Source organism: Emticicia sp. MM (genome assembly GCF_001649495.1).
Genome location: NZ_LXHX01000026.1, coordinates 1 through 25731, shown reverse-complemented (window position 1 = coordinate 25731; position 25731 = coordinate 1). Strand labels below are relative to the sequence as shown.

21 protein-coding genes are annotated in these 25731 nt (G+C 35.2%); 9 read left to right on the top strand and 12 right to left on the bottom strand.

Annotation, left to right across the window (positions count from 1 at the left end; translation table 11 throughout):
• On the top strand, positions 1–283 hold a 283-nt coding region (locus tag A6M55_RS17395; RefSeq protein ID WP_409012481.1), incomplete at its 5' end, for a glycosyltransferase family 2 protein.
• Positions 284–649: 366 nt separating this feature from the next.
• Here the strand turns inward: A6M55_RS17395 and A6M55_RS04035 are convergent.
• The 7 genes from A6M55_RS04035 to A6M55_RS04005 form a co-directional block, all read right to left on the bottom strand.
• Positions 650–2773: a PAS domain-containing hybrid sensor histidine kinase/response regulator gene (locus A6M55_RS04035; RefSeq protein WP_064196591.1), complete on the bottom strand. Its 2124-nt coding sequence runs from the start codon at positions 2771–2773 to the stop codon at positions 650–652.
• The gene (locus A6M55_RS04030; RefSeq protein ID WP_064196590.1) at positions 2770–3306 is read right to left on the bottom strand and encodes a heme NO-binding domain-containing protein; all 537 of its coding nucleotides are present in this window, start codon (positions 3304–3306) and stop codon (positions 2770–2772) included. Before A6M55_RS04030 ends, A6M55_RS04035 begins: the two co-directional genes overlap by 4 nt.
• 246 nt (positions 3307–3552) lie before the next feature.
• The gene (gene alaS, locus A6M55_RS04025; RefSeq protein ID WP_064196589.1) at positions 3553–6189 is read right to left on the bottom strand and encodes an alanine--tRNA ligase; all 2637 of its coding nucleotides are present in this window, start codon (positions 6187–6189) and stop codon (positions 3553–3555) included.
• 258 nt (positions 6190–6447) lie between these two features.
• A complete protein-coding gene (locus tag A6M55_RS04020) occupies positions 6448–7350 on the bottom strand; it encodes an alpha/beta fold hydrolase (RefSeq protein ID WP_064196588.1) in 903 nt (300 codons plus the stop codon).
• Between the two features lie 68 nt (positions 7351–7418).
• On the bottom strand, positions 7419–8426 hold the full coding sequence (locus A6M55_RS04015; protein WP_064196587.1) for a glycosyltransferase family 2 protein: 1008 nt from the start codon (positions 8424–8426) through the stop codon (positions 7419–7421).
• A gap of 44 nt (positions 8427–8470) precedes the next feature.
• Entirely contained in the window at positions 8471–10645 is a 2175-nt protein-coding gene (locus tag A6M55_RS04010; RefSeq protein WP_064196586.1) for an O-antigen ligase family protein, read from the bottom strand.
• 10 nt (positions 10646–10655) lie between these two features.
• Positions 10656–11321 carry an acetyltransferase gene (locus A6M55_RS04005; protein WP_064196585.1) on the bottom strand — a complete coding sequence of 222 codons (666 nt, stop codon included), beginning with the start codon at positions 11319–11321 and terminating at the stop codon, positions 10656–10658.
• A gap of 304 nt (positions 11322–11625) precedes the next feature.
• Here A6M55_RS04005 and A6M55_RS04000 point away from each other — a divergent pair, with 304 nt between their 5' ends.
• Entirely contained in the window at positions 11626–13059 is a 1434-nt protein-coding gene (locus A6M55_RS04000; protein ID WP_064196584.1) for a leucine-rich repeat domain-containing protein, read from the top strand.
• A gap of 69 nt (positions 13060–13128) precedes the next feature.
• Entirely contained in the window at positions 13129–13437 is a 309-nt protein-coding gene (locus A6M55_RS03995) for a MerR family transcriptional regulator (protein WP_064196593.1), read from the top strand.
• Between the two features lies 1 nt (position 13438).
• Here the strand turns inward: A6M55_RS03995 and A6M55_RS03990 are convergent, their stop codons facing one another.
• Both A6M55_RS03990 and A6M55_RS03985 read right to left on the bottom strand, forming a co-directional pair.
• Positions 13439–14980 (bottom strand): hypothetical protein, encoded by a 1542-nt coding sequence (locus A6M55_RS03990; protein WP_064196583.1) that lies wholly within the window; start codon positions 14978–14980, stop codon positions 13439–13441.
• A gap of 190 nt (positions 14981–15170) precedes the next feature.
• A complete protein-coding gene (locus A6M55_RS03985; protein ID WP_064196582.1) occupies positions 15171–16475 on the bottom strand; it encodes a hypothetical protein in 1305 nt (434 codons plus the stop codon).
• Between the two features lie 392 nt (positions 16476–16867).
• Between A6M55_RS03985 and proS the strand changes: the two genes are divergently transcribed.
• Both proS and A6M55_RS03975 read left to right on the top strand, forming a co-directional pair.
• Positions 16868–18343 (top strand): proline--tRNA ligase, encoded by a 1476-nt coding sequence (gene proS, locus A6M55_RS03980; protein WP_064196581.1) that lies wholly within the window; start codon positions 16868–16870, stop codon positions 18341–18343.
• Positions 18344–18451: 108 nt separating this feature from the next.
• Positions 18452–18871: a peptidylprolyl isomerase gene (locus A6M55_RS03975; protein WP_064196580.1), complete on the top strand. Its 420-nt coding sequence runs from the start codon at positions 18452–18454 to the stop codon at positions 18869–18871.
• 75 nt (positions 18872–18946) lie between these two features.
• On the opposite strand, the gene A6M55_RS03970 is transcribed toward A6M55_RS03975, so the two are convergent.
• Both A6M55_RS03970 and A6M55_RS03965 read right to left on the bottom strand, forming a co-directional pair.
• Positions 18947–19903 carry an acetyl-CoA carboxylase carboxyltransferase subunit alpha gene (locus A6M55_RS03970; protein WP_064196579.1) on the bottom strand — a complete coding sequence of 319 codons (957 nt, stop codon included), beginning with the start codon at positions 19901–19903 and terminating at the stop codon, positions 18947–18949.
• 86 nt (positions 19904–19989) lie between these two features.
• The gene (locus A6M55_RS03965) at positions 19990–21411 is read right to left on the bottom strand and encodes an MBL fold metallo-hydrolase RNA specificity domain-containing protein (RefSeq protein WP_064196578.1); all 1422 of its coding nucleotides are present in this window, start codon (positions 21409–21411) and stop codon (positions 19990–19992) included.
• A gap of 226 nt (positions 21412–21637) precedes the next feature.
• On the opposite strand from A6M55_RS03965, the gene dacB reads away from it, so the two are divergent.
• The gene (dacB, locus tag A6M55_RS03960; protein ID WP_082892917.1) at positions 21638–23080 is read left to right on the top strand and encodes a D-alanyl-D-alanine carboxypeptidase/D-alanyl-D-alanine-endopeptidase; all 1443 of its coding nucleotides are present in this window, start codon (positions 21638–21640) and stop codon (positions 23078–23080) included.
• A gap of 84 nt (positions 23081–23164) precedes the next feature.
• Here dacB and A6M55_RS03955 read toward each other — a convergent pair whose 3' ends face one another.
• Complete coding sequence (locus A6M55_RS03955) at positions 23165–23626, bottom strand: group III truncated hemoglobin (protein WP_229235475.1); 462 nt, start codon at positions 23624–23626, stop codon at positions 23165–23167.
• A gap of 106 nt (positions 23627–23732) precedes the next feature.
• Between A6M55_RS03955 and A6M55_RS03950 the strand changes: the two genes are divergently transcribed.
• From A6M55_RS03950 to A6M55_RS03940, 3 genes are all read left to right on the top strand, one after another.
• On the top strand, positions 23733–24242 hold the full coding sequence (locus A6M55_RS03950) for a hypothetical protein (protein WP_064196576.1): 510 nt from the start codon (positions 23733–23735) through the stop codon (positions 24240–24242).
• Entirely contained in the window at positions 24239–24439 is a 201-nt protein-coding gene (locus A6M55_RS03945) for a helix-turn-helix transcriptional regulator (RefSeq protein ID WP_041693647.1), read from the top strand. Before A6M55_RS03950 ends, A6M55_RS03945 begins: the two co-directional genes overlap by 4 nt.
• Before the next feature lie 96 nt (positions 24440–24535).
• Positions 24536–25731: GWxTD domain-containing protein (locus A6M55_RS03940; RefSeq protein ID WP_064196575.1), on the top strand; the 1196-nt coding region annotated here is incomplete at its 3' end.

The window sequence follows — 25731 nt, the reverse complement described above, 5'->3', positions numbered from 1 at the left end:
AGAGGCGGGTTTTCAGATTTACTTCGTACCACAATCTTTAGTTTTGCATAAAGAGTCAACGAGTATTGATAGAAAAAGTGCGATTCAGATATATTATAAAACCCGAAATCGTATTTTATTGGTTCGTAAATGGCGTAAAGGATTTGGAAAATGGCTATCGCTTTCTTATCTCGGTGTGATTGCTCTCGGAGATTTAACCAAGTTTTTGATCCAAAGAAAATTCTTGTTTTTGAGTATGTATTGGGATGCCTTGTTTTGGAATTTGAAAGGTAATTTAAAATGAGAAATCCAAAAAAAAAATAAAATTCCAATTAATGGAATTTTAAGAAAAATTGGCACAATCGTAAGTGGTTGATAATAAGTGTTTTATGTATTTTGTTTTGAATTGGCCTGACTATTGAAGTATTATAATTAAAAGTAAATCATTAATAATTCAATGAAAAAGTAATTTTATTTATCACTTCGGATTTCTCAATTTATCGTTTCTTATTGATTGAAAAATGATGCAATGAAATGAAAGAGCAAAAAGAAGAAATGATTTTCTCTGGAAGGATAAATAGAAATATTGTCATAAAGCTGGAAATAGGAGTAAAGTAAATATTTATACGAAATATATCTTAAAAAACGTCCGAATTTTTGGACGTTTTTTTTATTGTAATTCATCAAACTCTTTCTCTACTAAACTGATTTTTCGATTAAATATATTTTCAATTTCATCAAATGTTAGTCTCATTGTTTCATAATCTTCCTTGTTTTTAGCCATTTTTTCTAACATTAGAAGGTTTTGAGTGATTTCTGGCAGACCAACCATAGTGAACGATGGTTTGAGTTGATGTGCCAATTTACTAATTTCATCTACTTTTTGTTCTTCAATCAAAGGCTTTAATAATGCAAATTGTTTAGGAACGGTTTCCAAGAAAAGCCCAAACATATCGGCTGCATATTTTCTATCGTGTCCATACACCTTTTCTAAATAATCAGTTTGAAGTGTTTCTTTTTCTTCTATTGTAACCGAATTAGATAAAGTTGCTCCTTCTTCTTGCATTAATACATGTCGATTAGGATTTAACGTAATTTTTTGTTCCAAAACTCTTCGAAGTTGGTTTGGGGTAAATGGTTTGGTCAGGTAAGAATTCATACCAATTTCGAAAGCATAATCGATTTCATCGCTTATCGCTGAAGCCGTTAGTGCTACAATTGGTATATGCTGATTGGCGTTTCCTTCAAGCTTTCGGACTTCAATAGTTGTTTCGTAGCCATCCATTTCGGGCATTCTGATATCCATCAAAATTATATCAAAATTTTCTTTTTTTAGTAAATCTAATGCCTCAATCCCATGATTGGCAATTTTATACGACATTTTCCATTTTAATAGTAAACCTTCAACATATTTTTGATTGATGAGATTATCTTCAACAACCAAAACATGGTAGTTTTTCCAATCTTCCGAAACGGCTTCTGAAAATAATTGTAATTTTTTTGATTGCTGTTTACTATCTTTTAATGGAAGCGTGAAGGTGAAAGTTGTTCCTTCATCCAGTGTACTTTCTGCTGAAATTTCTCCTCCATGAAGGTTAACCAATTGCTTTACAATCGCCAAACCAAGACCAGTTCCTCCATATTTTACTTTTACATCTTGGTCAGCTTGTTTGAAGCTATCGAAAATCCTGCCCAAACTTTGTGGGCTTATACCGATTCCAGTATCAAAAACTTTTATTTCGGTCATCAGAAAATCGCCCAACCTACATAGAAGTGATACTTGCACACCGATTTTACCTTTCTCAGTAAACTTCACAGCATTGCTCAAGAGATTCATTAAAATTTGAGTCAGAAACGTTGAGTCTCCAATTACGTCGTTTTCGATTTCATCATCAAAATCCAGAACTAATTTTATATCTCTTCCTTGTAAACGTAGTCTGAAAGTTTGTAATGTACTGTTTATGAGGTCTTTAAGGCTAAAAACTTGTTCTGAGATTTTCATTTCTCCTGCTTCAATTTTTGAGATATCCAATACATCAGAAACTAAGTTGAGCAATAAATCAGCCGAGTAATTTATAGCACTCAAATATTCAACTTGTTTTTTGTTAGGGTTTGTATCATAGAGTAAATGGGTCATACCAATTATGGCATTAATTGGCGTACGAATTTCATGGCTCATATTTGCCAAAAAACGCTTTTCGGCACTACGGGCATCTTCTGCTACTTTTCTGGCCTCTTCGAGGGCTTCTTGCGTACGTTTGCGTTCGGTAATATCAAGGTGAATGCCAACTGAACCAGTAACTCTACCATTACTTTCAATAATTGGAGCTCCACTCACAATTACCCAAATAACTTCCCCATTTTTCTTTTTTAAAGGTACTTCATAAACACCCGTTTTGCCATCTAAGCGATTGGCATTTTGTTCAGCAATTAGTCTCTTAAAGTCTTCATCAGGAAGTAAAAAATCGGCAGCTTTTTTACCAACCAATTCATGCTCTTCATACCCAGTCAAGTCGCAAAAACGTTTGTAGGCTCTTTTAATTATATCTTGATTATCGACTTCTATTAGGCCTAAATCCATATTTTCAAGAATCCCACGGTATTTTTCTTCACTGTACTGAAGAGCTTCCGTTCGTTCTTTTACTTGTCTTTCAAGTGATTCATTAAGCTTTTTTAGATTTTCGTTGGCCTGAAATAAATCCAAAGCTTTGGCTTCCAACAACTTTTCTGCTTGTTGTCGGGCTTTTTTTTCACGCTCAATTTTACGTTTCAGTACCTCAACTTCGTCACTCATATTTTACTAATGATAAATTTGACCAAAGAACCATCTTCATTCATATTTTTCTTTTCTACCGTGGCTGCTTCTTGGAAGTATTCAATTGCTGCTTCGATGAGTCCATCTGCCAAATCTGCCATTTTGCGGTCTGACTGATAGAGCATTTCAAGAGTATTATCAGTTCGTAGGGTATCAAATTTTGGAAGTTCAGCATCTGGATAGAGTTTTTGAACCTCAACATGAATATAACGGTCGATTTGTTCAAAAAAATCAAAAACATTATCAATATTCTTGAAGAAGTGAGAATAGCTCGTGGTGAATACCCCAAACAAGTGTTTGCCATAAGTTTTTAATAATAGATCAACCGGAATTTCAGTACGTTTGCTGAGTCCGACCACCAATTGCACCATTTCGTTGTGGTCATAAGTCCCAACTGCTGTGTAGATGCCGCCAGATGGTAGATTGGCAGATTCTATGATGTCGTCCATCATATCAAAACCAAACTTAGATTCTACCATTTCGATAAATTCGGTGAATACAATTCCTTTCATTTGCTTAGGGTTTAGAAAAACGGTTGTTTGTAAAATTAAGCAAAAATCGTGCGAAATTATTATCGGATGGTATGTTTTTTTAAATATTGTAATTTAATAGTAGAGAAAACTCAGATTATCTTTTGTGGTGGAGTAAAGTTGTAAAGCTGCTCAAAGAAACAAACTAATAATTGTAAATTTCAACTAATGAATCGGAAGGAAAAATAGTAAATAAAAAAGGGCGAACATTTTGTTCGCCCTTTTTTATTATACAAAACTTTTTCCTTTTTCAATTGCCCGTTCAAGGCCGCTGGCATCGCTACCTCCTGCGGTTGCGAAATAAGGCTGGCCACCTCCACCACCTTTCATTTCTTTGGCGAGTTCTTTCACAATATTACCTGCGTGAAGGTTTTTCTCTTTCATCACATCTTCGTCAATAATGACTGCAATTTGTGGTTTTCCGCCAAATTCTGCACCAATGACACCGTAGAAACGCTCCACTTTATTTTTCAAATCGAAGCAAAGTTGCTTTAGAGTATCAGCTGATGGAACGCTAACTTTGGCCGTAATTACGTTTACACCATTGATATTTATTGCTGTTTTAGCCAACTCATTCTTCAATTCTTGAAGTTTTTCGTTTTCGAGAGCCTCAACTTTTTTCTGTAAAGTTGCCTTTTCAGCTAAAAGATTTTCAACGGCTTTTATCAAATCGTTGTTTCTAAGAACTTCTTTCAGATGCGTATTAATTGATAATTGCTCATTGATAACTGAAATAGCTTTTCCGCCTGTTAATGCTTCCACACGACGCACACCAGCGGCTACCGAACCTTCAGAAATAAATTTGAATAGACCAATTTTACCTGTCGATGATGCGTGTGTTCCACCGCAAAGCTCAACTGAGAATTTTGGGTCGAAAATTACTACTCTTACAAAATCGCCGTATTTTTCACCGAAAGTTGCGGTTGCCCCCAAAGCAATCGCATCAGCAATCGGAATATTTACTTTGGTTTCGAGTTGGATATTCTCACGAATTTTCTCGTTGACAATATCTTCGATTTGTCCTAATTCTTCATCGGTCACTTTAGCAAAGTGTGAGAAGTCAAAACGAGTGATATTATCATCTTGATACGAACCTTTTTGTACAATGTGCGTACCCAAAACCTTACGCATAGCCGCCAACATCAAGTGTGTAACAGTATGGTTTGTTCTGATTTTCTCACGACGCTCTTCATTGATATGTGCTATAACTGTTCCTGCATTTTGTAAGATTTCATCGAGGTTTTTATCGGTCGAAATGTGTATAAAAAGGTCGTTTTCTTTCTTTGTATCTTTGATATTTATCGAGTGGTCGCCAATCATAATATGACCAGTATCACCCACTTGACCACCCATTTCGGCGTAGAAAGGTGTGCGGTCAAGCACAATGTGGTACTCTTCACCTGCTTTTGTTTTTACTTTGCGGTACTTGATAATTTGAGCTTCTGCCGAAACTTCATCATAACCCACGAATTCAAAATCACTGCCTTCATTCAATTCAACCCAGTCGGTTGCTTCTTTGGCTGCATCTTTTTTAGAAAGGTCTTTTTGTTTTTGTAATGCTTTTTGGAAGCCTTCTTCGTCAATTTTTAGACCTTTTTCTTTTGCTAAAAGGGCGGTTAAATCGACTGGAAAGCCAAATGTATCTGATAATTCAAAAACAACATCGCCACTAATAATTCCATTTTCTGGATTGATGGCTTCAAATCTTCTGATACCCGTTTCGAGCGTACGCAAGAAAGACTTTTCTTCTTCTTCAACTACACGAGTTACGAAATCTTGTTGAGCTTTCAATTCTGGGAAAACATCGGCAAACTGCTCAGCCAAAACTGGCACAAGTTTACTCATAAATGGCTCATTAAAACCTAAATATGAATAACCATAACGAACAGCACGACGCAAAATACGACGCACAACATAGCCCGCTTTTGCATTGGATGGCAACTGTCCATCAGCAATCGTAAAAGCAACGGCACGAAGGTGGTCAGCAATTACACGCATTGCTACATCGACGTAGCTGTTCGATGAAAGCGTACCGTTTTCGCCATATTTCAAACCTGACATTTGCTCAATTACTTGAATTGTATTTTGGAAAACGTCAGTATCATAATTCGATTTTTTGCCTTGAATCGCCATACAAAGACGCTCAAAGCCCATGCCAGTATCAACGTGTTTGGCTGGAAGCGGAACTAATGATTTATCAGCTTTACGCTCAAACTGCATAAATACGTTATTCCAAATTTCAACTACTTGTGGGTGGTCATTGTTTACCAATTCTTTGCCGCCAATAATATCAATTTCAGCTTGGTCACGTAAATCTATATGGATTTCTGAACAAGGCCCACATGGACCAGTATCGCCCATTTCCCAGAAATTGTCTTTTTTATTGCCAAGAATAATGCGGTTTTCATCGCCAATTAAGCCTTTCCAAATGTCAAATGCTTCTTGGTCGAATGGCACTCCGTCTTCTTCGCTACCTTCAAAAACCGATACATAAATTCGATCTTTCGGTAATTTATAGACTTCTGTCAATAATTCCCAAGACCATTCTAAGGCTTCTTTCTTAAAATAATCACCAAATGACCAGTTTCCGAGCATCTCAAACATAGTGTGGTGATAGGTATCAAAACCTACGTCTTCCAAATCATTATGCTTACCACTTACACGAAGACATTTTTGTGTATCCGCAATACGCTTTGATGGCGGCGTGCCATTTCCCAAGAAAAAGTCTTTGAATTGAGCCATTCCTGAGTTGTTAAACATCAAAGTTGGGTCGTTTTTGGCCACAAGCGGTGCAGACGGAACGATTAAATGTTCTTTACTTTTGAAGAAATCTAAAAAAGCCTTACGAATTTCGTGCGAAGTCATTTTGCTGTAAATTGGTTACTGGTAAATTGGTTACTGGTTGCTGGTTATTAGAAAGCTTGTTACTGGGAACTGGTCATGTGAGATTTCGTCCAATAACTAATATTCTGATAGCGAATCACCAAAATTGAGGTGCAAAAATAGTTTAAAAATTGGACTTTTTGAAGAGTTATCAAATAAAAAGGTTTTTTGCATATAGGTCAGATTTACAATCAATCACTTCTATTGAGGGTATTTAAACAAATGGAAGTGGTGTAAAAGTTAACTTACTATTTTACATAAATGTCTTATAATCTCAGGTAAAACTTCTGCTAAAGCACCTTTTGGCAGTTCATGCCCCATGCCTTCGACCATCAAAAGCTTTGAATTGGGTATCAAAGGAGCATAAATTTCAGCATGTTTTGGGCTAACGAGTGGGTCTGCCGTGCCGTGAATGACTAAAGTTGGTGCTTTTATTTGATGGAGTTTTTTTAGGCGAGAACCAGAAGCTACAATTGCACAAAATTGCTGGTATCTTGCTCTTGGGTTTTGCCCTTTTCGACGTTCAATGCTTTCAGTAAAAACTTGACGGAAATAAGATTCGTCAAATTCAAATCTTTTACCACGCAGGAGACGATAAGTAGCAACATAGCTACCTACACTAATTTTATGGTTAGAATATTTATTTTTTATGTAAATCCTTTTGATAAGAAAAGGTATTAATTTCATTAGTAATTTGTGGGTCAACTTGCTGGCTACTTTGGGGTTTAGTGTATATCCTGATGACATAATGGAAGTCAAGCTCAATACTTTTTCAGAAAAATCTATCGCAATGTGCTGTGCGATCATTCCACCCATCGAAACCCCAACGATATGAGCTTTTTCTATTTTTAAAAAATCAAGCAAACCGACACTATCTTTCGCCATATCTTCGAGCGAGTAGGGGCGACTTCTATGCCAAGTCTCATTCATCCAAGTTGAAAGTCCAATATCACGATTATCAAATCTTATGATATAAAAGCCCGCTTCAACCAAAGGTTCAATCATATTTTCGCCATAAATCACGCACTGAGCATCAAGCCCCATGATGAGCAAAATCGCAGGATTTTGTTCATTTCCAAAGGTTTCATAATAAATTTCTATGCCATTTACAGGAGCTTTATCTGATTGATTGATTACTAACATTGATATATTGGTACAAATGCATTTCAAGTATTTTGCAAAAATACATCAGTTAGATATATTTGGAGGAATTAAAGTGTATTTTTATCAAAAGTAGGAATGATTCCAGTTTTTCGCTTGATAAGACGGCTAAATTCAAGAATTACTGGTGGTATGATATGATTTTTAATGACTACCTTTATGTTTTTGATTTTAGGGTATGAATAATAGAAATATTTTAATGCCACTATAAATTGACTTATATATTTGTTTTGTAGCTGTTTGGAATCAAGCATTAAATAATAATAACCTGAAAGTATTTGTTTAAATCTATAATTATATTGAAACTTAGTTTCTAAATTTAGCATCTTGTACATATAAATACGATTTTTTAGAAAAATAGCGTCGTTTTTATGGTCGGTCATACTCATTCCCCTACTATGTTTTTGATAAGTTGCCATCAAATCGGGTAAATATTTTATATGGCCATTTCTTGCTGCTAACATAATAATAGGAATATCTCCGCTTTTTGATTTTAATATCCAATTAGGAATTGATTTAAGGCTTTCGTGTCTTATCATTAGGCTTGCTGTAGCCATAAACCAAATTTCTTCTTCACCAATCAAATCATCTATGGTAAATATGTCTTTTTCTATATTTTCATTTAGGATATAATTTTTTTCATTAATATCAACGTATTCAACATTAACGTTATGAAAGCAAATAGAGAATTGTGGATGTGAATCTAATACTTCAAATTGTTTTTGTAATTTCGAGTCGATAGTCCAGAAATCGTCTCCTTCGCAAATGGCTATGTATTTTCCATTAACTTGGGAATAGGCATTTATCCAACTCGCCATTACGCCTAAATTTTTCTCATTTCTAATATATCTAATACTAACCTTTGATTCATGATTATTAGTGAGAATGTCTTGGATAATCTCCTTAGTTCTATCGGTTGAAAAATCATCGGCAATGATTACCTCATAGTCAAAGGTTGTTTTTTGCATCAAAACACTTTCAATTGCTTTTTTGATGTATTTTTCGTGGTTGTAAGTTAATATAATAACACTAACTTTAATTTCAGTTTGCAAAACCATAGTTTTGAATTTTAAGATAAATCGAAAAAACTTATTTAGTGATTTTAATCGAAATCCTTCAAACTTAGAATAACATCATAGTTTGCTTTTCCCTCATGCACCATATTTATCAGTTCTAATACTCTCAAAGAGTCCTTTTTATTTCTAAATTGGCTATTATCACCCAAAAGCGTATTACCTGCATAGTATGAAAATACCGAGAAAACCTGTTTCTTATTTTTTGAAAGTTGAGCAATCTCCGACCAGATAAGTAATTGTTCATCAGTTAATTTGAAATCATCAAGGTTTGAATGATATTTCTGATACAAGAAATCGTAAAATTCATTATAAACTTGATATTCAAATACCAGATCAGTAATATCCTTAAAATACTTGATTGTTTCTTTGTTATCAAATTTGTTTAGTGTTTTGAATGCTTCTATATAGTTCTTTCTTTCAAGTAAGAAACGTGTTTTGAGTAGAATTGCCTTCTGGTTATAGCTTTGTTTTTGGATCACATTATCAATCACATCAAAACTTTTGCTTATTTGGTTATTTTTGAAGAGAAGCCAAGCATAATCATGGTTATTAATAAGTCGGTTGGGCGACATCTGATTCATTTTTTCAAAAATCTTTATACTTTCAGCTGATAAGCCATAATCGGACTTTAAAAAGCCTAATTGGTTTAGTAAAATCGGGTTATCGGTGTGAATGTTTAGAGCTTCATTCAGAGTTTGGTTTGAACTTTTGAAATACTCTTCTCTCAAGTTTGGAGGTATAGTTGCGTTTAGAAAAAGGCTTCTTTGTAACGTAAACTGTAAGGCAACATCATATTTACCGATAATTGCATTATCAAATGTTTGGCTATATAATTCTATTTTTTTTTCAGCTATCTTTTCAGAATAAGCCAACGAAAGCATTTTATTTGTTATTATGGTTTTGTAGCTACCAAAATAAATGATCATTACTAATGGAATGATTACTCCAATCTTTATTAATAGTTGTTTTTCTTGAAAGAAAGATTTGTGGTAAATAGGAGAAAAGTTCTTATTTACAAGGATAAAAACTGTAAAAAAAGCAATTAGACTAAAGAGGCTATCAAAGCCAAAAAACATAAAAATAATATAAGTAATAAGGAAGCTACTCAGAATAACCTTCTCAAATTGTGCCAAATAATTGGTGTTTTTTTTCCAAATTCCGTAAAAACCCAAGAAAATTAGCCATAGATAGCTCAATAAGCCAATGTAGCCCGTACCGATAATTTTATCAATAAATTCATTATGGGCTGAATCATACCAAAAACCCGCATCGTTTAGATCACTTGTGAAGTTCTTAAAGTAGAAATAGATAAAAGAACCTTGTCCCCAGCCTAAGAAAGGTTTTTCAAGTGAATTATTCAAGCACATTTTCCAAAGTTTCAATCGCACCCATATCGTATCTTCCTTGAGGTTAAAATCTGAGAAACGGCTAAAAATAGATATTTCACTGTAGTAACTCAATGCCAAGAGACCTGATAATATGACCAAGCCCAGAGTGACATATAAAATAAATCTGATTTTTTTTTCAGATTTTAAAAAGTAAAAAATAGCAATGAATGAAAGGCCAGCCAATAGTGATAATATTCCAGCACGTGTCTGAGTCAACGTTAAGCTTACAATGGTGACTAAAATTAATAGTATGAGAATAAATTTCGCTGGATAGTTTTTCCAAATAGAAAACGAATATATAATTAGATAAAACTGGATAATTGCATAGATAGATAAGTGCATTGGGTTAGCTAAAATAGATTCAGCTCGAAAATGTTTCCCATTAAATACTCCAATAATTCCTATTAAATTTATTATTAAACCAACACTTAATATAGCTAAAATTAGCATATTTAACTGCTTTTTGCTCAAATCAACCTGACTAAACAAATAGAAGTATAATATAAGGTGTAGCATACTTAGGAAGCCTGACATTCTTTCAAAATTAGAAAGAAGATTGAGTCTTATATCATGTCCAAAAATTGCAGAAAGAAAATTAATAGTTAAATATGCCAATAACGAAATTTGTAGATGATTTAGGTTGATGGTACTTTTATTTGAGAGTAAAATATAAACTATGAACGATATGTCAATGACAGTCCAAAAATAAACAGTCGAGTAAACTGTTGTTCCATAGATAGCAATCTTAGAATGGATTAATGGTGAGAGAGCAATTAAAAGTGCTGAAGGAAAATATATATATAGATTTTTCATAGTTGGATGGCTATTTTAAAAAATTATATAAGATTTTAGAAGATGAGAATATCCTGAGTTTGCTTTTTGGTGCGGAGTAAACGTCGTTATCTTTTGTATCCTTTGTAATAGTACAGCCAACACCAATGATATTGTTTGAGCCTATACTTACATTTTGATTTACTGAAGTATTCATACCGATAAATGTATTTTGACCTATTTTTACACTTCCTCCTATGCAGCATCCGCTGAGTGTCGAGTTTTCAGCAATTTGACAATGGTGCCCTATTATGGAAGCAAAAATAAGTGTATTATTGCCTATACTAACAAATGGTTGTATAACACAGCCTTCACCAATGAATACATTGTTCCCATACTTACAATCCTGCCAATATTGAGCTTTAGAAGAGATATAGTTGGCAAATGAATAACCTATTGTTTTTACTTTCTCGTAAATATCGTTTCTTATCGAATTATTACCTACTGCAATAAAGATGTCGTGGTTAGCGACTGAGAAATATTGAGAAATTCTCTCAGAGTCATAAACCTTAATATTAAATAAAGTTTGTTCTGTTTCTTTTATGAACCTACTTTCAACACAAAAGCCTACGACCTCATAAGGGCTATCATTCATAAATACGTAATAAGCATATTCGGCAAGCTTGCCTATACCATAAATGATGAGTTTTTTATTCATCGGTTATCAAATGAAATTGTGATAGACTAATAAAAAAAGTAAAGTATTATCACGTTGTGTTTGAATTTTTTTGAGTTTATCAATTCAATAAATTGTCGAGTATCAATTTGGGCATTCACAGCTAATTTTCCTAAGAATTTTTATTAAACGGTATGTCCAGGGCGTAATTTGCGATATATACCCCGATTTGGAGGCTATATCAAAGAATGTTGATTCTTAATAAAGAAAATATGTAAACAAACGCAATTTTATAACTAAAAAATTAGTTATATTTGTGTATCTCCAACTAAATCTAATCAAGCACATGAAAAATCTATTATTCTATTGTATGGCGATTCTGAGTTTTACGCTCTCTGCACAAAATAAAGTTTATCGACCGCAGGAATTTGAAAAAGAGGTAAGTTCCATCAAACGTATTAGTGAAGAATATAAACCATATACTATTGTACAATTAAGAGATGGGAAAGAAGAAGGAAAAGACTTTGAGATTGAAACCAAAAAGGTAATTTATGATTTTAATCAATTTGCTCGTAGTAGGCAAGTGAAATTTGAGGAGTTTGAGTATAGACCATATCGGTTTATTCCGATTCAGATATTGGCACAAGCTGATGGCAGTATTGATTATTTTATTTACGGATTTCAGTATTCTATTTATGGAAGAGGTATGCGAACAAATAATGATAGCCTAAATGTAGAAGAAAAGAAAATTTTTGTGAGCCTTGCCGACGAATTTTGTAAGATTTATAAACTACCCACAAATGAATATAACAAGAAGTATAGTATTAATTTTAGTATTTCGCTTGGGAAAGAACCTCGTAAGTTAAGTAAAAAAGGTATTTCAACGATTGAATTAGCTCAAAAATGTGACCAGCCAGATACAGTTAAGAATCTTATACTGAATAAATTGAGTCTTGATAAATTTCCAGAAGTGGTTTTTAGATTTAAGAATTTAGAAAAATTAGATTTAGCTGATAATTTTATTGAGCAAGTTCCAACAGCGATTTGGACATTGGAAAAACTTAAATTTTTGAGTTTAAGTGGTAACAAAATTGATTATTCAAAGCTTAAATTTAAGCGAAATAAACATTTAAAAGACCTCAATCTTCAATATACACAGATGGCAAAAATGCCCAAATCTTTGAAGAAAAATCGAAAGTTGGAGATTCTTTTTGTAGGCAATAATCCTATAAAATTTACAAAGAATGATTTCAAACGAATGTCAAATCTGAAAGCTCTTAATTTATACAATGTCAGAACTTCAACACTTCCAAAATCAATTGGAAAACTAAAAAATTTAGAAGAACTCGACCTTTATCATAATGAATTGCAGTTTTTGCCAAAAGAAGTTTGTCAATTACCAAAGCTAAAAACGCTGGCAGTAGCCAATAATCAACTGTGGAATTTTCCTGAAGAAATTAGTAAAATGCCCAATCTTCAAACGCTTTATGCTCATCATAATCGCTTGAATACTTTGCCAAGTTTGCCAAATCTTAAACTTTTAGATATTGGTTATAATCTTTTCAAGGTTTTTCCTGAGCAGGTTTATCAATTGAAAGATTTAGAAGAATTTGATATTACACACAATGAAATTATGGAGATTCCTGAAGGTTTGATTGCTCTAAATAAACTGCAAAAAGTCTTTATTCGTGGTAATGAATTTTACAAAACTGATAAACCAGATGAAAAATTAACTAAACTCACTGATAGTTTAGAAAAACGCCAAGTAATGGTTAGGTAGGAGTGATGCTGTTTTTTTGAGGAAAAAAGTTTAGTTTTGGGCATTGAAACATTATTTTTCAAACAAACAATGGCGAAACTTTTTTATAGTACTTCCGAAGTTGCGGAAATGTTGGATGTGAATGTATCTCGCATTCGCTTTTACGAAAAAAAATTTAATCTCCGATTCAAAAGAAATGGCCAAGATCGCCAAATTACAGAAAAAGATATTGAGACTTTACGAGATATTATCGTAAATGCCAATAAAGGAGGCTTAACTCTAAAGGGTGTAAAACGTAAAATAAGTAGCAAAAGCGACCAAAATAAAACTAAAAATGCCCTAAAAGCTAAATTGTTAACTATTAGGGCATTTTTGGTTGAAACACTCAAAGAGGTTTGATTTAGAAGAATGTGCCTACCGAAATCACAAAACTTCTTTGGTTGTTTGTAATATTAGCCGATGCGTAATTGGCGGTATTTGCCAATTCATAAGGCGTATAAGCGGTTTTAAATGTATTAAATACACCTGCTAAATCTACGAAAAACTTAGCTGAACGGTAACCAACACCACCTGAGAAAATCAATTGTGAGCGGTCAAGGTCATCAATTCTTTGTTTGTATGGATCTGGCATATATTTAGCACCGAGTCTCAATCTGATATTTTCGATCCGATATTCACCACCTACTTTTAAGTTTACGGCATCCTTGAAAGTATTCTTAATTCTACTATCTTCTCTCGTTGCTTTTTCGTAGCCACTTACAAAACCGTTATTGTCATAATTAGCATATTTAATACTCATACCCGAATAACCTACATATTCGGCATCGGCAGTAATAAATCCTTTTTTGCCAGGTAAAAAGAATGTCGCACCACCACTGGCTTTGAGCGGAGTTGTAATTTTATACGAAAATTCATTTTCACGAGTTCTCACTTCCGAATAATCTGGAGTAAAGAATGTTGTTTTAATTGAAATACTTGAATTAAACACCTCGTTGACGGTTATCCATGATGGCGAAGTAATATTTGCACCCAAGCTGATATTGTCTGAAACTTTAAAAATACCACCAATACCTAAATTAATACCACCACCACTTGAAATCAAGTCATCTCTGTAATCAAAACCATTGAAAACGGTTCCTCTTGGAAATTGTTCTGAGTAATTATTCAAGTTTTCGTAGTTGAGTCTAACAAAACCAAGCGTAAAACCTAAATAAGTTTTATCATCAAAATTTACACCGTATGCCAAATTCCACTGACTTTGGTTACCCGTACTTGAATTATTTCCTGTCTGATTGACTGGTAAACTTGTTTCTGCTTGTGTGTATTTGGTGTCATTATTTGCTACAGGGTCAATCATATATGACCAATAATACATTCCTTCAGGGTAGAAGGCCGTTGCAGTATTTTCATCAAATTCGTCATCGAGAGTTTTGGCACTTACGTTTAGAGAGTTTGCTTTTTCGGTAAAATAATTACCCATTGAACTCTTATTATTAGTACCTGCATAACTAAAATTAGATAATAAACTTACCTGTTTTGAATAAGTTACGGCAAATGTTGAGCGTTTTTTACGTGTTCCTCGACCATTGCTACTCATAATCAGGCCTAATTGACCGATATTAGCATTGGAAGTATTAGCTTTACTCATTGAACCAGCGTAAAGCGACGAAGTATTAAGCGAGTTGAAAATAGGAGTGATGCTTAACTCCGAACGATTATAAAATCCTAAACCAGCAGGATTAGCAGACGCATTGCCAGCATCAGCTCCGAGTGCAGTGTAACTCCCCCCCATACCTTGCATACGAGCTGACCCTGATACTTTCGACTGTGAATATCTGAAAGCATCTTCTCCATAAAAATGGCCACCCAAAGTTAGTTGTGCTTGGGTTTTTATTCCTCCCAAAATCAAAGCAGAGGCTATAAAAATTCGTGTAAGTTTCATTGTAGTAATACTGAAGTTTGAAGAAAAATAAACCAGATTTTTAGTCTTTCGTATAATTACTTCATAGAAAAGGTAATGTTTACTTAGGTTAGTTTTAATAGAAAACCTCGCCAAACGCTATGATTCAGCGAGGTTTTCGAATGGATTCTTAAAATATCTCAATGAAGAGTCTGAACAAATCTTAAACTAATTATCTTGGTCCACGGCTGCTGCCACCGCTGCTACTGCCACCGCCACCAGACGAACCTCTTGAAGCTCCTCCACTACTTGAAGAAGAACTACTACCGCCCCAACTCGATGAACTTGATGAAGATGAGCCTCTCGACCAGCTATCTGATGAACCTCTTGATGAAGAGTTTCCACTGCCACTTGACCAGCTATTGTTTGTGCTACGACTCGTTCCAGAAGGACGAGAATAATTATACCCACCGTTGTTAGAGCTACCACCGTTAGAATTAGAATAGGAACCTTCAGTAGCTCCATTTCTGCGAGGACGAGCATAATAAGTATCGTTTGAAGTGCTTGAACTATTAGTGCTTCCACCATACGTTCTTGAATTTCCTCTATTATACTCATTACTTGCCGAACTTCCGTTCCATGAGCTACTGCTGTTGCTTCTTCTTGGTTGATAATCAGAATTACCACTTCTACCAGTATTCGCAGTTCGACCATTCATAGAAGCATCACGACCGCCATTATTTACCGCTGAGTTAGTAAAACCACGGTTGTAAGTACCTGAACCACTTCCGCCATCGCGAGGACCATAAGTACGAATACGACCACTACTTACACCATTTACACCCGAAGTAATATTTCCATAATAGTTATTTACGAAAATATTATTTCCAAATCCTCTATCATAGAAAGCATAAGAATTAAATCCATAAGGGTTATACCAAGAATTGCCGTACCATGAATTGAAACCACCCCAAGAGTTGTATCCGCCCCAGAATGGGTCATAAAAACGATTGAATCCATAACTACCCCAGAATGGGTCGTAGAAACGATTAAAGCCGCTACCCCAGAACGGGTCATAAAAACGATTGAATCCTCCGAAACCAAGACCTAAACCAAATCCAGTTCCAAACCCATTTCCATAACCAAAACGGTTAAATGGACTTGCCCAACCCACAGGTTGACTCCAAGCGTAGTCGTTCCAGCCTGATTGGTAACCATTTGCAAAACCTGAATCGTAGCCAGCATCGCCATTGTTATTACGATTCACTTTACGAGAGTTTAAATAATTCTCATCGTAGTATTCGTCAGTGCCAGTGGCATTTTCTTGGCTTAGTTGTGGCTCTTCTGGTTGATAACGTTGGTTTTCAACGTATTCTGGCGTTTGTTTCGGCGTATAAACAACCTGCGGAGCATCTTTCGATGATCCATAAGTATCGTCATATTCACCTTTGGTAGTGAGTTGCTTAGTTGAAGTACATCCCCATGCACTCAAAAGCACTCCTACCGATAGATATTTTATTGATTTGAAAGTGTTCATTTTACTATAATTTAAATGTGGGCTTTAAACATTTCTATGTATATGATGCGACAGGGTAGGAAATGGTTGTACGTTCTTTAAATTTTTTTTCATTTCCCGAAATCAAGCTTTTTTATAAAATCGTTATTTATATAAGCAATTATTGAATACTAACATTATTTTACAAACTTAATATAAAAACCTATCTTTGCAATCTGTTTGAGCATTAATATCTCATTAGATTTTGACTTTAACAGAGTCAGAATTGGGTTTTTCTAATAATAAAACGAAAAAAGCCCATCAAAAATTCAATTTTATTAAAATAACTTATTGAAATACGAAGTGAAGACCTGAATGGTTGTAATTGCCGATTCATTCTTCATTCTAAATTCTTCATTTTACATTAAAAAAACATGAGTAAAGGACTTCCAAAACGTAGTGAAAACTACTCGGAGTGGTACAACGAACTGGTAAAACGTGCAGATTTGGCCGAAAATTCGGCGGTTCGTGGTTGTATGGTTATCAAACCTTATGGATATTCTATTTGGGAAAAAATGCAAAGAGCTTTAGATGATATGTTTAAAGAAACAGGTCATACAAATGCTTATTTCCCGCTTTTTGTTCCGAAAAGTTTATTTGAGGCCGAAGAAAAAAATGCCGAAGGTTTTGCCAAAGAATGTGCAGTTGTGACTCACTACCGTTTAAAATCAGACCCAAATAACCCTGGTAAACTGATGGTTGACCCTGAAGCAAAATTGGAAGAAGAATTAGTGGTTCGTCCAACGAGTGAGGCTATTATTTGGAATACTTATAAAAATTGGATTCAGTCGCACCGTGATTTGCCAATTTTAATAAATCAATGGGCAAACGTCGTGCGTTGGGAAATGCGTACTCGTATGTTTTTGCGTACGGCTGAGTTTTTATGGCAAGAAGGCCACACAGCACATGCTACTGAAAAAGAAGCAATGGACGAAACTAAACAAATGCTGGATGTTTATGCCACTTTTGTTGAGGAATGGATGTCAGTGCCAGTAATCAAAGGTTTCAAATCGGCCAATGAGCGTTTTGCTGGTGCAGAAGAAACTTTGTGTATCGAAGCAATGATGCAAGATGGAAAGGCTTTACAAGCAGGAACATCGCACTTCTTAGGTCAAAATTTTGCCAAAGCATTTGATGTAAAATTCCAAAATAAAGAAGGAAAACTCGAAAACGTTTGGGGAACTTCTTGGGGCGTAAGTACACGATTGATGGGAGCTTTGATTATGGCTCACTCTGATGATTTGGGCTTGGTACTTCCACCAAAATTAGCTCCAATTCATGTTGTAATTGTACCTATTTATAAAGGTGATGAAGATTTAGAAGCAATCAAGGCAGTTATTATGCCAATTGTGAAAGAATTGAAGTCGTTGGGAATTACTGTAAAATTCGATGATAATGATGCCTATCGTCCAGGTTGGAAATTTGCCGAATATGAATTGAAAGGTGTGCCTTTACGTATGGCAGTTGGAATGAGAGATTTGCAAAATGGCGTAATCGAATTAGCTCGTCGTGATACTTTGACTAAGGAAACTCGACCAATCGAAGGTATTGCTGCTTACATAAAAGATTTATTGGATGAGATTCAAACAGCTATTTATCAAAAAGCGTTGAACTTCCGCCAAGAAAATATGTTTAAGATAGATACTTGGGCAGAATTTGAAGAACAAATCGAGAAAGGTGGATTTTTACTTTGTCACTGGGATGGAACTTCGGAAACTGAAGAGAAAATCAAGGAATTAACAAAAGCAACCATTCGTTGTATTCCTTTAGATGCTATTGAAGAAGAAGGTATTTGTGTGTATTCTGGAAAACCCTCATCCAAAAGAGTAGTTTTTGCGAGGGCATACTAATAGAATTCTGAATTTTGAGTTAGGAGTTCTGACTTTAAAAAAAACATATCCAGTCTCTTAAAACTCGAAATTAAACATTCATAATTAAACATTAATCATTAGAAAAAGATGGTAAAATCAGGCGATAATGTAGCGGTACATTATAAAGGAACGCTAACCGATGGTACGGTGTTCGATAGTTCGGAAGGGCGTGAGCCTTTAGAGTTTCAAGTAGGTAGTGGTATGGTTATCGCAGGATTCGATTCGGGCGTAACTGGTATGGCTATTGGTGAAAAGAAAACAGTCCATATTCCAGTTGATGATGCCTATGGCCCAGCTTCTGATGAAATGATTTTTACATTTAATCGTTTGGATATTCCTGCTGATATTCCTTTGGAAGTGGGCGGAACGCTCAATATGCACAACGGTCAACAATCTATGCCTGTAATTGTGCGTGAAGTAACAGCAACGAAAGTTATCCTTGACGGAAATCATCCATTGGCTGGTCAAGATTTGATTTTTGAAATCGAGTTAGTTTCGGTGAAATAATTTTTTTTGCCAAAAAAAACGCAATTCTGATTATCTCGGAATTGCGTTTTTTATTATATTTAATGAAGTAGAAACTTAAACCTCTTCAAACTCACCCATTGCACAGAATTTATCAATTCTGGCATCAATGCGTTCTTGTGGAGTCATTGCTTCGAGTGTAGCAATTTCGCTCAAAATTCTTTTCTTCAAACGATTCGACATATCATCCCAGTCAAGCTGAGCTCCGCCGAGAGGTTCTTCAATTACTCCATCAATCAATTTATGTTGAAGCATATCTGTTGATGTTAGTTTCAATGCTTCGGCGGCTTGCTCTTTATAATCCCAACTTCTCCAAAGAATTGACGAGCAAGATTCTGGTGAAATTACCGAATACCAAGTATTTTCGAGCATCAAAACTCTATCACCAATTGCAATACCTAAAGCACCACCTGATGCACCTTCGCCAATGATGATACATATTACGGGAACTTTCAAAAGCATCATTTCTTTTAAATTTCTCGCAATTGCCTCACCTTGACCACGCTCCTCAGCTTCAAGTCCAGGAAATGCTCCAGGGGTATCAATCAAGGTAACGATTGGTTTATTAAACTTTTCTGCCAATTTCATTAATCTGAGTGCCTTTCTATAACCCTCTGGATTAGGCATTCCGAAGTTTCGGTGCTGGCGTTCTTTTGTTTTACGTCCCTTTTGCTGGCCAATTACCATTACAGTTTGCCCTTCAATGGTGGCAAAACCTCCAATCATAGCTGGGTCGTCACGTACAGTACGGTCGCCGTGCAATTCATGGAATTCTTGACAAATACGCTCAATATAATCAAGCGTATAAGGGCGGTCGGGGTGACGAGAAAGTTGAACTCTTTGCCAGCGAGTAAGATTGGCAAAAGTTTCTTTTTTCAATTGCTCAATATTGTCATTGAGTGTACGAACGGCACCGCTAACATCAACGTTGTTTTCGTTAGCCAGTCGTTTCATATCTTCGAGCTTCGATTCAAGCTCGGCAATCGGTTTTTCAAAATCTAAAAGTGTTCTCATTCTTTGCTTAATGGAGAATGAATAATGGAGAATAGATAATGATTTATACGCTTGGCATTTTTCATTATCAATTTTCAATTATCCATTCATATTTCAAATGTTTGTCCTTTTTCTGGAATTACTACTTGATTATAACCAATTTCGGCAAGTGTATTTTTAAAGTTTTGCATGGTGTGTAGTTCGCCATGCACTAAAAAAATATTCTTGGTTTTTTCTTTATTCTGCGTTTTTATAAAATCTATTAAGTCGTCTAAATCACCATGCCCCGAAAATACATCAATCTTTTCGATATTGGCGTTTACTGGTAATTTCTGACCTCCAATGCTCAATTCTTTGCGTTCGCCATTGAGTAATTTCCAGCCGAGTGTGTTTTCGCTGGCGTAGCCAACCATCAAAATAGTGGCATAAGGATTACTAATATTGGCTTGAATATGATGCTCAATACGTCCGCCCGTAACCATACCAGATGCCGAAATGATGATACAAGGCTCAGAATGATTGGAAACTGCCTTACTTGCCTGATTCGACTCCAAATATACTAAATTTTCAAAATCAAACAGCGATTCGTTTTCTTCTCTGAATTCTCTTGCTTCTTTATTCATCAAACGCACGTTTCGCTCGTAAATACGTGTGCTGGCTTTGGCCAATGGGCTATCAGTAAATACTTTGATTGGCGTAAAACCTCGGTCGGTATAAAGTCGGTTGAGGGTATAAAGCATTGCTTGCGTACGTCCTACGCTGAATGATGGAATAATCAAACGACCTGGAATATCAATGCAGGCTTTTTGAATAATCTCACCCAAAAGTTCTTCTGGCTTGTTTTCGCTGATATGATGACGGTCGCCGTAAGTAGTTTCTGTAACCAAATAATCGGCTTGTGGAATTGGGTATGGATCAACCAAAAGAGGATAGTCCTTTCGCCCAACATCGCCCGAAAAACATATTGTTTTCTTTTCGTTATTCTCCCAAAACTCTAAATACACATGAGCCGCACCGAGCAAATGCCCTGCTGGATAGAAAGTTACGAAGCCATCATCTTTGAATTTGAATTTTTGGTCGAAAGGAATTGGTACAAAATTTTCAACTGCTTCTTTTACTTGACGTTCGAGGTAAAGTTCTCTCGAATCAACATCTTTTCTTTTCTTTGAGCGTTTTTTACTATCGTGAATTGCCTTGTATTTCTTTTGGTTGAGAGTTGCCGAATCGAGCAATAAAATTTCGGCCAGTTCCATTGTTGCTTTAGTACAAAGTACCTGTCCTTCAAAACCTTCTTTGTATAAGTTAGGGATTTGTCCCGAATGATCAATGTGTGCGTGTGTGAGAATTATTAAATTGATGAGTGATGGGTCAAAGGGGAAAATACCGTATTCAGACTTGGGAGTCTCTTCGCTGCGTTCACGTTCCAAATCAGTACCACAATCTATCAAAACTCTGTATTCATCGTCAAATTCGAGCAGGAACATACTCCCCGAAACTTGCCTTGTTGCTCCCCAGAATGTTAATTTCATATAAGTTTATCAAATGATTAAGAATATTAAAGCATAAATCACATTAACTTAATATTCATGGTACAAATTACGGAAACATTTCTTTTTTTAACTAAGCATTTTAGTTAAAATTGTATAAGTTTAAACTCAGATGAGATTCAGAATGTTATAAATGGTTTGATAATCAGAGTTTTAGTAAAACTAAAAAAGAACCAAAGATTTCCCTAAAATTAATCATAGTTTTTGCATGAAATTACTTTTATTTATCCTTTTACAGATTTCTAACCCACTCGAACGCCTGCAAAAACTGGTCGATAGTGTACAAAATGACCCCGAAATTCGCAATGGAGTGGTGGCTGCTTCTATTCGCTCGACCCAAACTGGGGAGTATAAGCTACAATTTAATGCCCATAAATCGGTCAATTCAGCATCAGTTCTTAAATTGGTTTCTACAGCCTCTGCTTTATCTGTCTTGGGTGCAAATTATCGCTTTCAGACTTTCTTGGAATATGATGGAGCAATCGTAGATAGTGTTTTGCAAGGTAATATTTATATCAGAGGAACGGGCGATCCATCGCTTGGTTCAGCAAGAATTGGGTCGAGTGCCGATGAAATATCGAAGTTTTTTGCTCAAAAAATCAAAGACTTCGGAATCAAGAAAATTGAAGGATACATTTTGGGCGATGGCTCGGTTTTTTCCGATAATACTTTGGCGGATTCATGGATTTGGGGCGATATAGGCAATTATTACGGTGCAGGAATCAACGGACTAAATATCCACGAAAATCTGTATTCAGTTTATTTTAAACAGAGTAAGCGGGTAGGAGATTTTGCCCCGATTACTAAAACAGTTCCTGAAATTCCGAATCTTAAAAATATCAATAAAGTAACGGTTGCCGAGCGTGGTTCGGGCGATAATGTATTGCTATACAGCACGCCATTTAGTACAACGGTACTTTCAGAAGGCACTATTCCTGCGGGAGAAAATGAGTTTTCGGTGAAAGGTGCAATTCCTGATCCACCAACATTTTTTGCTTATCAAGTGCAGAAAAACTTTTCTTCACTTGGAGGGATGATTGAAAAACCTACGATTTCGTTGCAACACTACAAAACTTCTGAGGGATATTATCCGAAGCTGAGAAACGTAGTTTTTACCTATGATTCGCCGCCATTATCAAGTTTGGTTAAAGATTGTAATTTTCATAGCATTAATCTTTATGCCGATGCTTTTCTAAAATCGGTTGGCTATCATTTGTCGAAAGATGGTAGTTTTGATTCGGCAGTTAAGACTCAAAAGCAATTATGGTCGCAGAAAGGTGTTGATTTGCAGGGTTTTATGATTCGTGATGGAAGTGGGCTTTCACCTTCAGGTGTGCTGACAGCTAATAATTTAACGGATATTCTTTACACAATGAAAACTGATGCTGCTTTTCCCGAATACTATTCTTCGATTCCAATTGTAGGAATAAACGGAACAGTACAGAATTTGGCCAAAGGCTCAAAAGCCGCAGGAAATGTGCGAGCAAAAAGTGGCTCAATTAGCAATACAAGGGCATTTTCTGGATATTTCACTGCATCAAATGGAGAAATGATGTCGTTTACATACATAGTAAATCGTTATGCTGATGGGGCAGACCGAAAAGTAAGACGTTATTTGGAAGAAATGATAAAACTGATGGTGGAGATTTGAAATGTAATGTTAGATGTTTGATGATGAATGTTTGATGGTAAAAAAAACATCCAACATCAAGCATTAAACATCCAACATCTGATGTCAAGCATTAAACTTAGCGTTCATAATTTGACCGATTTCGAGGGCTTTGCTTTTTACAAAATCTGCTTTTTCTCCTGCAAAAAGCGAGTCAGTTGTCAGAAACCACAATGTCAACCATTGTTCAAAACGCTCAGTCGTAAGTGGGTGCTTTTCGTTGGCTTGTAGGTGTACCCACATCATCCCACCATTATAACTTCCTGTTTGAAATAACCAATTTTCCCAAAAATTTACTACTCTCGTAATGTGCATATTCCAATGTTCGGCTGGCATCTCGAAAACTGGGGCAAGGTTTGGCTCATTATGTACTCTTTCGTAAAAATTATTGACCAATAATTCTATATCTGTTCTATTCTGAATATCGTCCATTCTGCAAAGATTATTTTGTAAGACAGGTTTTTTACTTGTCAAATGTTTGTACAAAAATACTTCTAAATCATATAATGTGAATATGATTTTTCTCATAGAAAAAATAAATGTAAAAATATTTTGATATAATGTAAAGTTTGTTTTACATTTGTTGCGTTAAAGTTTACATGAAAAAGCTATTACTTTAAAACATTTTCAAATTATGGAACCAAGATTCTTATTCCCGCATCGTTTCAAACTCATCGGATGGATTATCGCAATCCCTTCAATTATTTTAGGTCTATTTGTATTGATTAATGATTTACGCTTCGATTTTTTGACCTTCAAATTACCTTTTAACTATGTCTTTGCTGATGAATTTCTTTCATCCGATGATAAAGGAAATGAGTTTTCAGTATTCAATTTTACTGATGAAATTGCTGTAATCGGCAGCATAATCGGTTTACTTTTGATAGCATTTTCAAGAGTAAAAATTGAAGATGAGTATGTATCACAAATCCGTTTAGAGTCACTTCAGTGGGCAATTTATTTGAATTTTGCACTCCTGATTATTGCCACTTTATTAGTTTATGGGCTTGCATATTACATGGTTGCTATTTATAATATGATTACGCCATTATTATTTTTTGTGGTTCGTTTCCACTACATACTCTTTTTTAAAAATAACGATAAGGGTGCTGAACACCGCCCGATTCGCCCCACAGAATTATGAAAAATAGAATCAGAATCGAACGAGCCATTTTGGATATTACACAAGCTGATTTGGCCGAAAAAATAAATGTGAGCCGACAGACCATCAATGCCATTGAAAGTAACAAATATGTGCCTTCAACGGTGCTGGCTTTGAAGATAGCACGTATCTTTGGCAAGAGCGTTGAAGAAGTTTTTGAGCTTGAAGAAAACGATTGAAGCACAATGTTCGTTATATATGCAGCAATTCTGATAAATATATTTTGAATTGCTGCATATTTCCTTAAATTTGAATCTTTTAGAAACAAAACATTGATGAAGAAAGCAATTATTTATAGCTTTTTGGTAGTATTAGCTGCTTGTACAACAAATAAGAAAGTTCAGAAAGCACAGAAGGAGATAGATAGAACGTCGGCAGTTAGGCCAACGCCAACACCTGTGGCAAAACCATTGGTAGTTGCCATAAAAAGTCGATATTTATTGAAAGATTCGTCGGCTGTCAGAATCTTTATGGAGTTGGATATTGAAAATCTCAACAAAGTGCAGGTCGTTCAGCAATTGAATGAAAATTTCAGATTCAACTGGCTTTTGCAGCCTGACTACGGCGTACGTGAAAGACTCGGCTCTGGAAAAATTGATTTAAACGAACAAAATGTTTTGCTGAAAGAAGGCAAAGTTTTATTAAGTTTTGAGATTCCACGTCCGAAAAACTTACCGAAAGGCTTACTTTTAACAGAAGTTTTTCAGTTAGAAGATAGTAAGAAATCAAACAATGATTTGGTAATTGATTTCAATGGAACTCGCATCAATGACCGATTCGGAGTTTATATTGGTAATTTTTCGATGCCGATTTTCCGAAATTTCATCAATAAGTCAGATTCATTTCAAGTGAAAAGTGTCATGAATCATCCACGTGAATTGTATTTGATTCGCTATAAAAATGATTTTACGCCTGCACAATCGCCGATGGCAACTTCGATTCGCCCAAGTATAGCAAGCTTGACCATCGAAGAAACCATTAAAGTCCAGACCAATACATCAATAAGATTATCGCAAGAAGGGCTTTACCAGATTGTTGAAGATACAAATTCGACCAGCAATGGCTTTGGATTTATGCTCGTTGATGAGCGTTACCCACGAATGACTCGCCCAGAAAACTTGGTAAAACCTTTGATTTATATGAGTACGAGCCAAGAATTAAAGGCTGTAAACGATAATCCAAATTCTAAACAAGCTTTGGATAAGTTTTTCTTGGCTATTACTGGTGGAAATCAGATGGTTTCTAAGAAAATTATTAAAAATTATTATCACCGAATTGAAGAAGCAAATCGTCTTTTTACCTCTTATAAAGAAGGCTGGAAAACCGACAAAGGCATGGTTTATACAATTTTAGGCCCGCCAAATAAAGTGCAACGTAGCCGTGACCGTGAAGTATGGGTTTATGCACAAAATACCAATTTTTCAGAAATTATATTTACATTTAATAGAAAACCAAACCAATTTACGGAAAA

Coding starts and splice junctions, on each gene's coding strand:
- A6M55_RS03950 (WP_064196576.1), top strand. CDS start 23,733: ATGGAACCAAGATTCTTATTCCCGCATCGTTTCAAACTCATCGGATGG.
- A6M55_RS03945 (WP_041693647.1), top strand. CDS start 24,239: ATGAAAAATAGAATCAGAATCGAACGAGCCATTTTGGATATTACACAA.
- A6M55_RS04030 (WP_064196590.1), bottom strand. CDS start 3,306: ATGAAAGGAATTGTATTCACCGAATTTATCGAAATGGTAGAATCTAAG.
- A6M55_RS04015 (WP_064196587.1), bottom strand. CDS start 8,426: ATGGTTTTGCAAACTGAAATTAAAGTTAGTGTTATTATATTAACTTAC.
- A6M55_RS03995 (WP_064196593.1), top strand. CDS start 13,129: ATGGCGAAACTTTTTTATAGTACTTCCGAAGTTGCGGAAATGTTGGAT.
- alaS (WP_064196589.1), bottom strand. CDS start 6,189: ATGACTTCGCACGAAATTCGTAAGGCTTTTTTAGATTTCTTCAAAAGT.
- A6M55_RS03990 (WP_064196583.1), bottom strand. CDS start 14,980: ATGAAACTTACACGAATTTTTATAGCCTCTGCTTTGATTTTGGGAGGA.
- A6M55_RS03955 (WP_229235475.1), bottom strand. CDS start 23,626: ATGAGAAAAATCATATTCACATTATATGATTTAGAAGTATTTTTGTAC.
- A6M55_RS03970 (WP_064196579.1), bottom strand. CDS start 19,903: ATGAGAACACTTTTAGATTTTGAAAAACCGATTGCCGAGCTTGAATCG.
- A6M55_RS03965 (WP_064196578.1), bottom strand. CDS start 21,411: ATGAAATTAACATTCTGGGGAGCAACAAGGCAAGTTTCGGGGAGTATG.
- A6M55_RS04005 (WP_064196585.1), bottom strand. CDS start 11,321: ATGAATAAAAAACTCATCATTTATGGTATAGGCAAGCTTGCCGAATAT.
- proS (WP_064196581.1), top strand. CDS start 16,868: ATGAGTAAAGGACTTCCAAAACGTAGTGAAAACTACTCGGAGTGGTAC.
- A6M55_RS04020 (WP_064196588.1), bottom strand. CDS start 7,350: ATGTTAGTAATCAATCAATCAGATAAAGCTCCTGTAAATGGCATAGAA.
- A6M55_RS03985 (WP_064196582.1), bottom strand. CDS start 16,475: ATGAACACTTTCAAATCAATAAAATATCTATCGGTAGGAGTGCTTTTG.
- A6M55_RS04035 (WP_064196591.1), bottom strand. CDS start 2,773: ATGAGTGACGAAGTTGAGGTACTGAAACGTAAAATTGAGCGTGAAAAA.
- A6M55_RS03975 (WP_064196580.1), top strand. CDS start 18,452: ATGGTAAAATCAGGCGATAATGTAGCGGTACATTATAAAGGAACGCTA.
- A6M55_RS04000 (WP_064196584.1), top strand. CDS start 11,626: ATGAAAAATCTATTATTCTATTGTATGGCGATTCTGAGTTTTACGCTC.
- dacB (WP_082892917.1), top strand. CDS start 21,638: ATGAAATTACTTTTATTTATCCTTTTACAGATTTCTAACCCACTCGAA.
- A6M55_RS04010 (WP_064196586.1), bottom strand. CDS start 10,645: ATGAAAAATCTATATATATATTTTCCTTCAGCACTTTTAATTGCTCTC.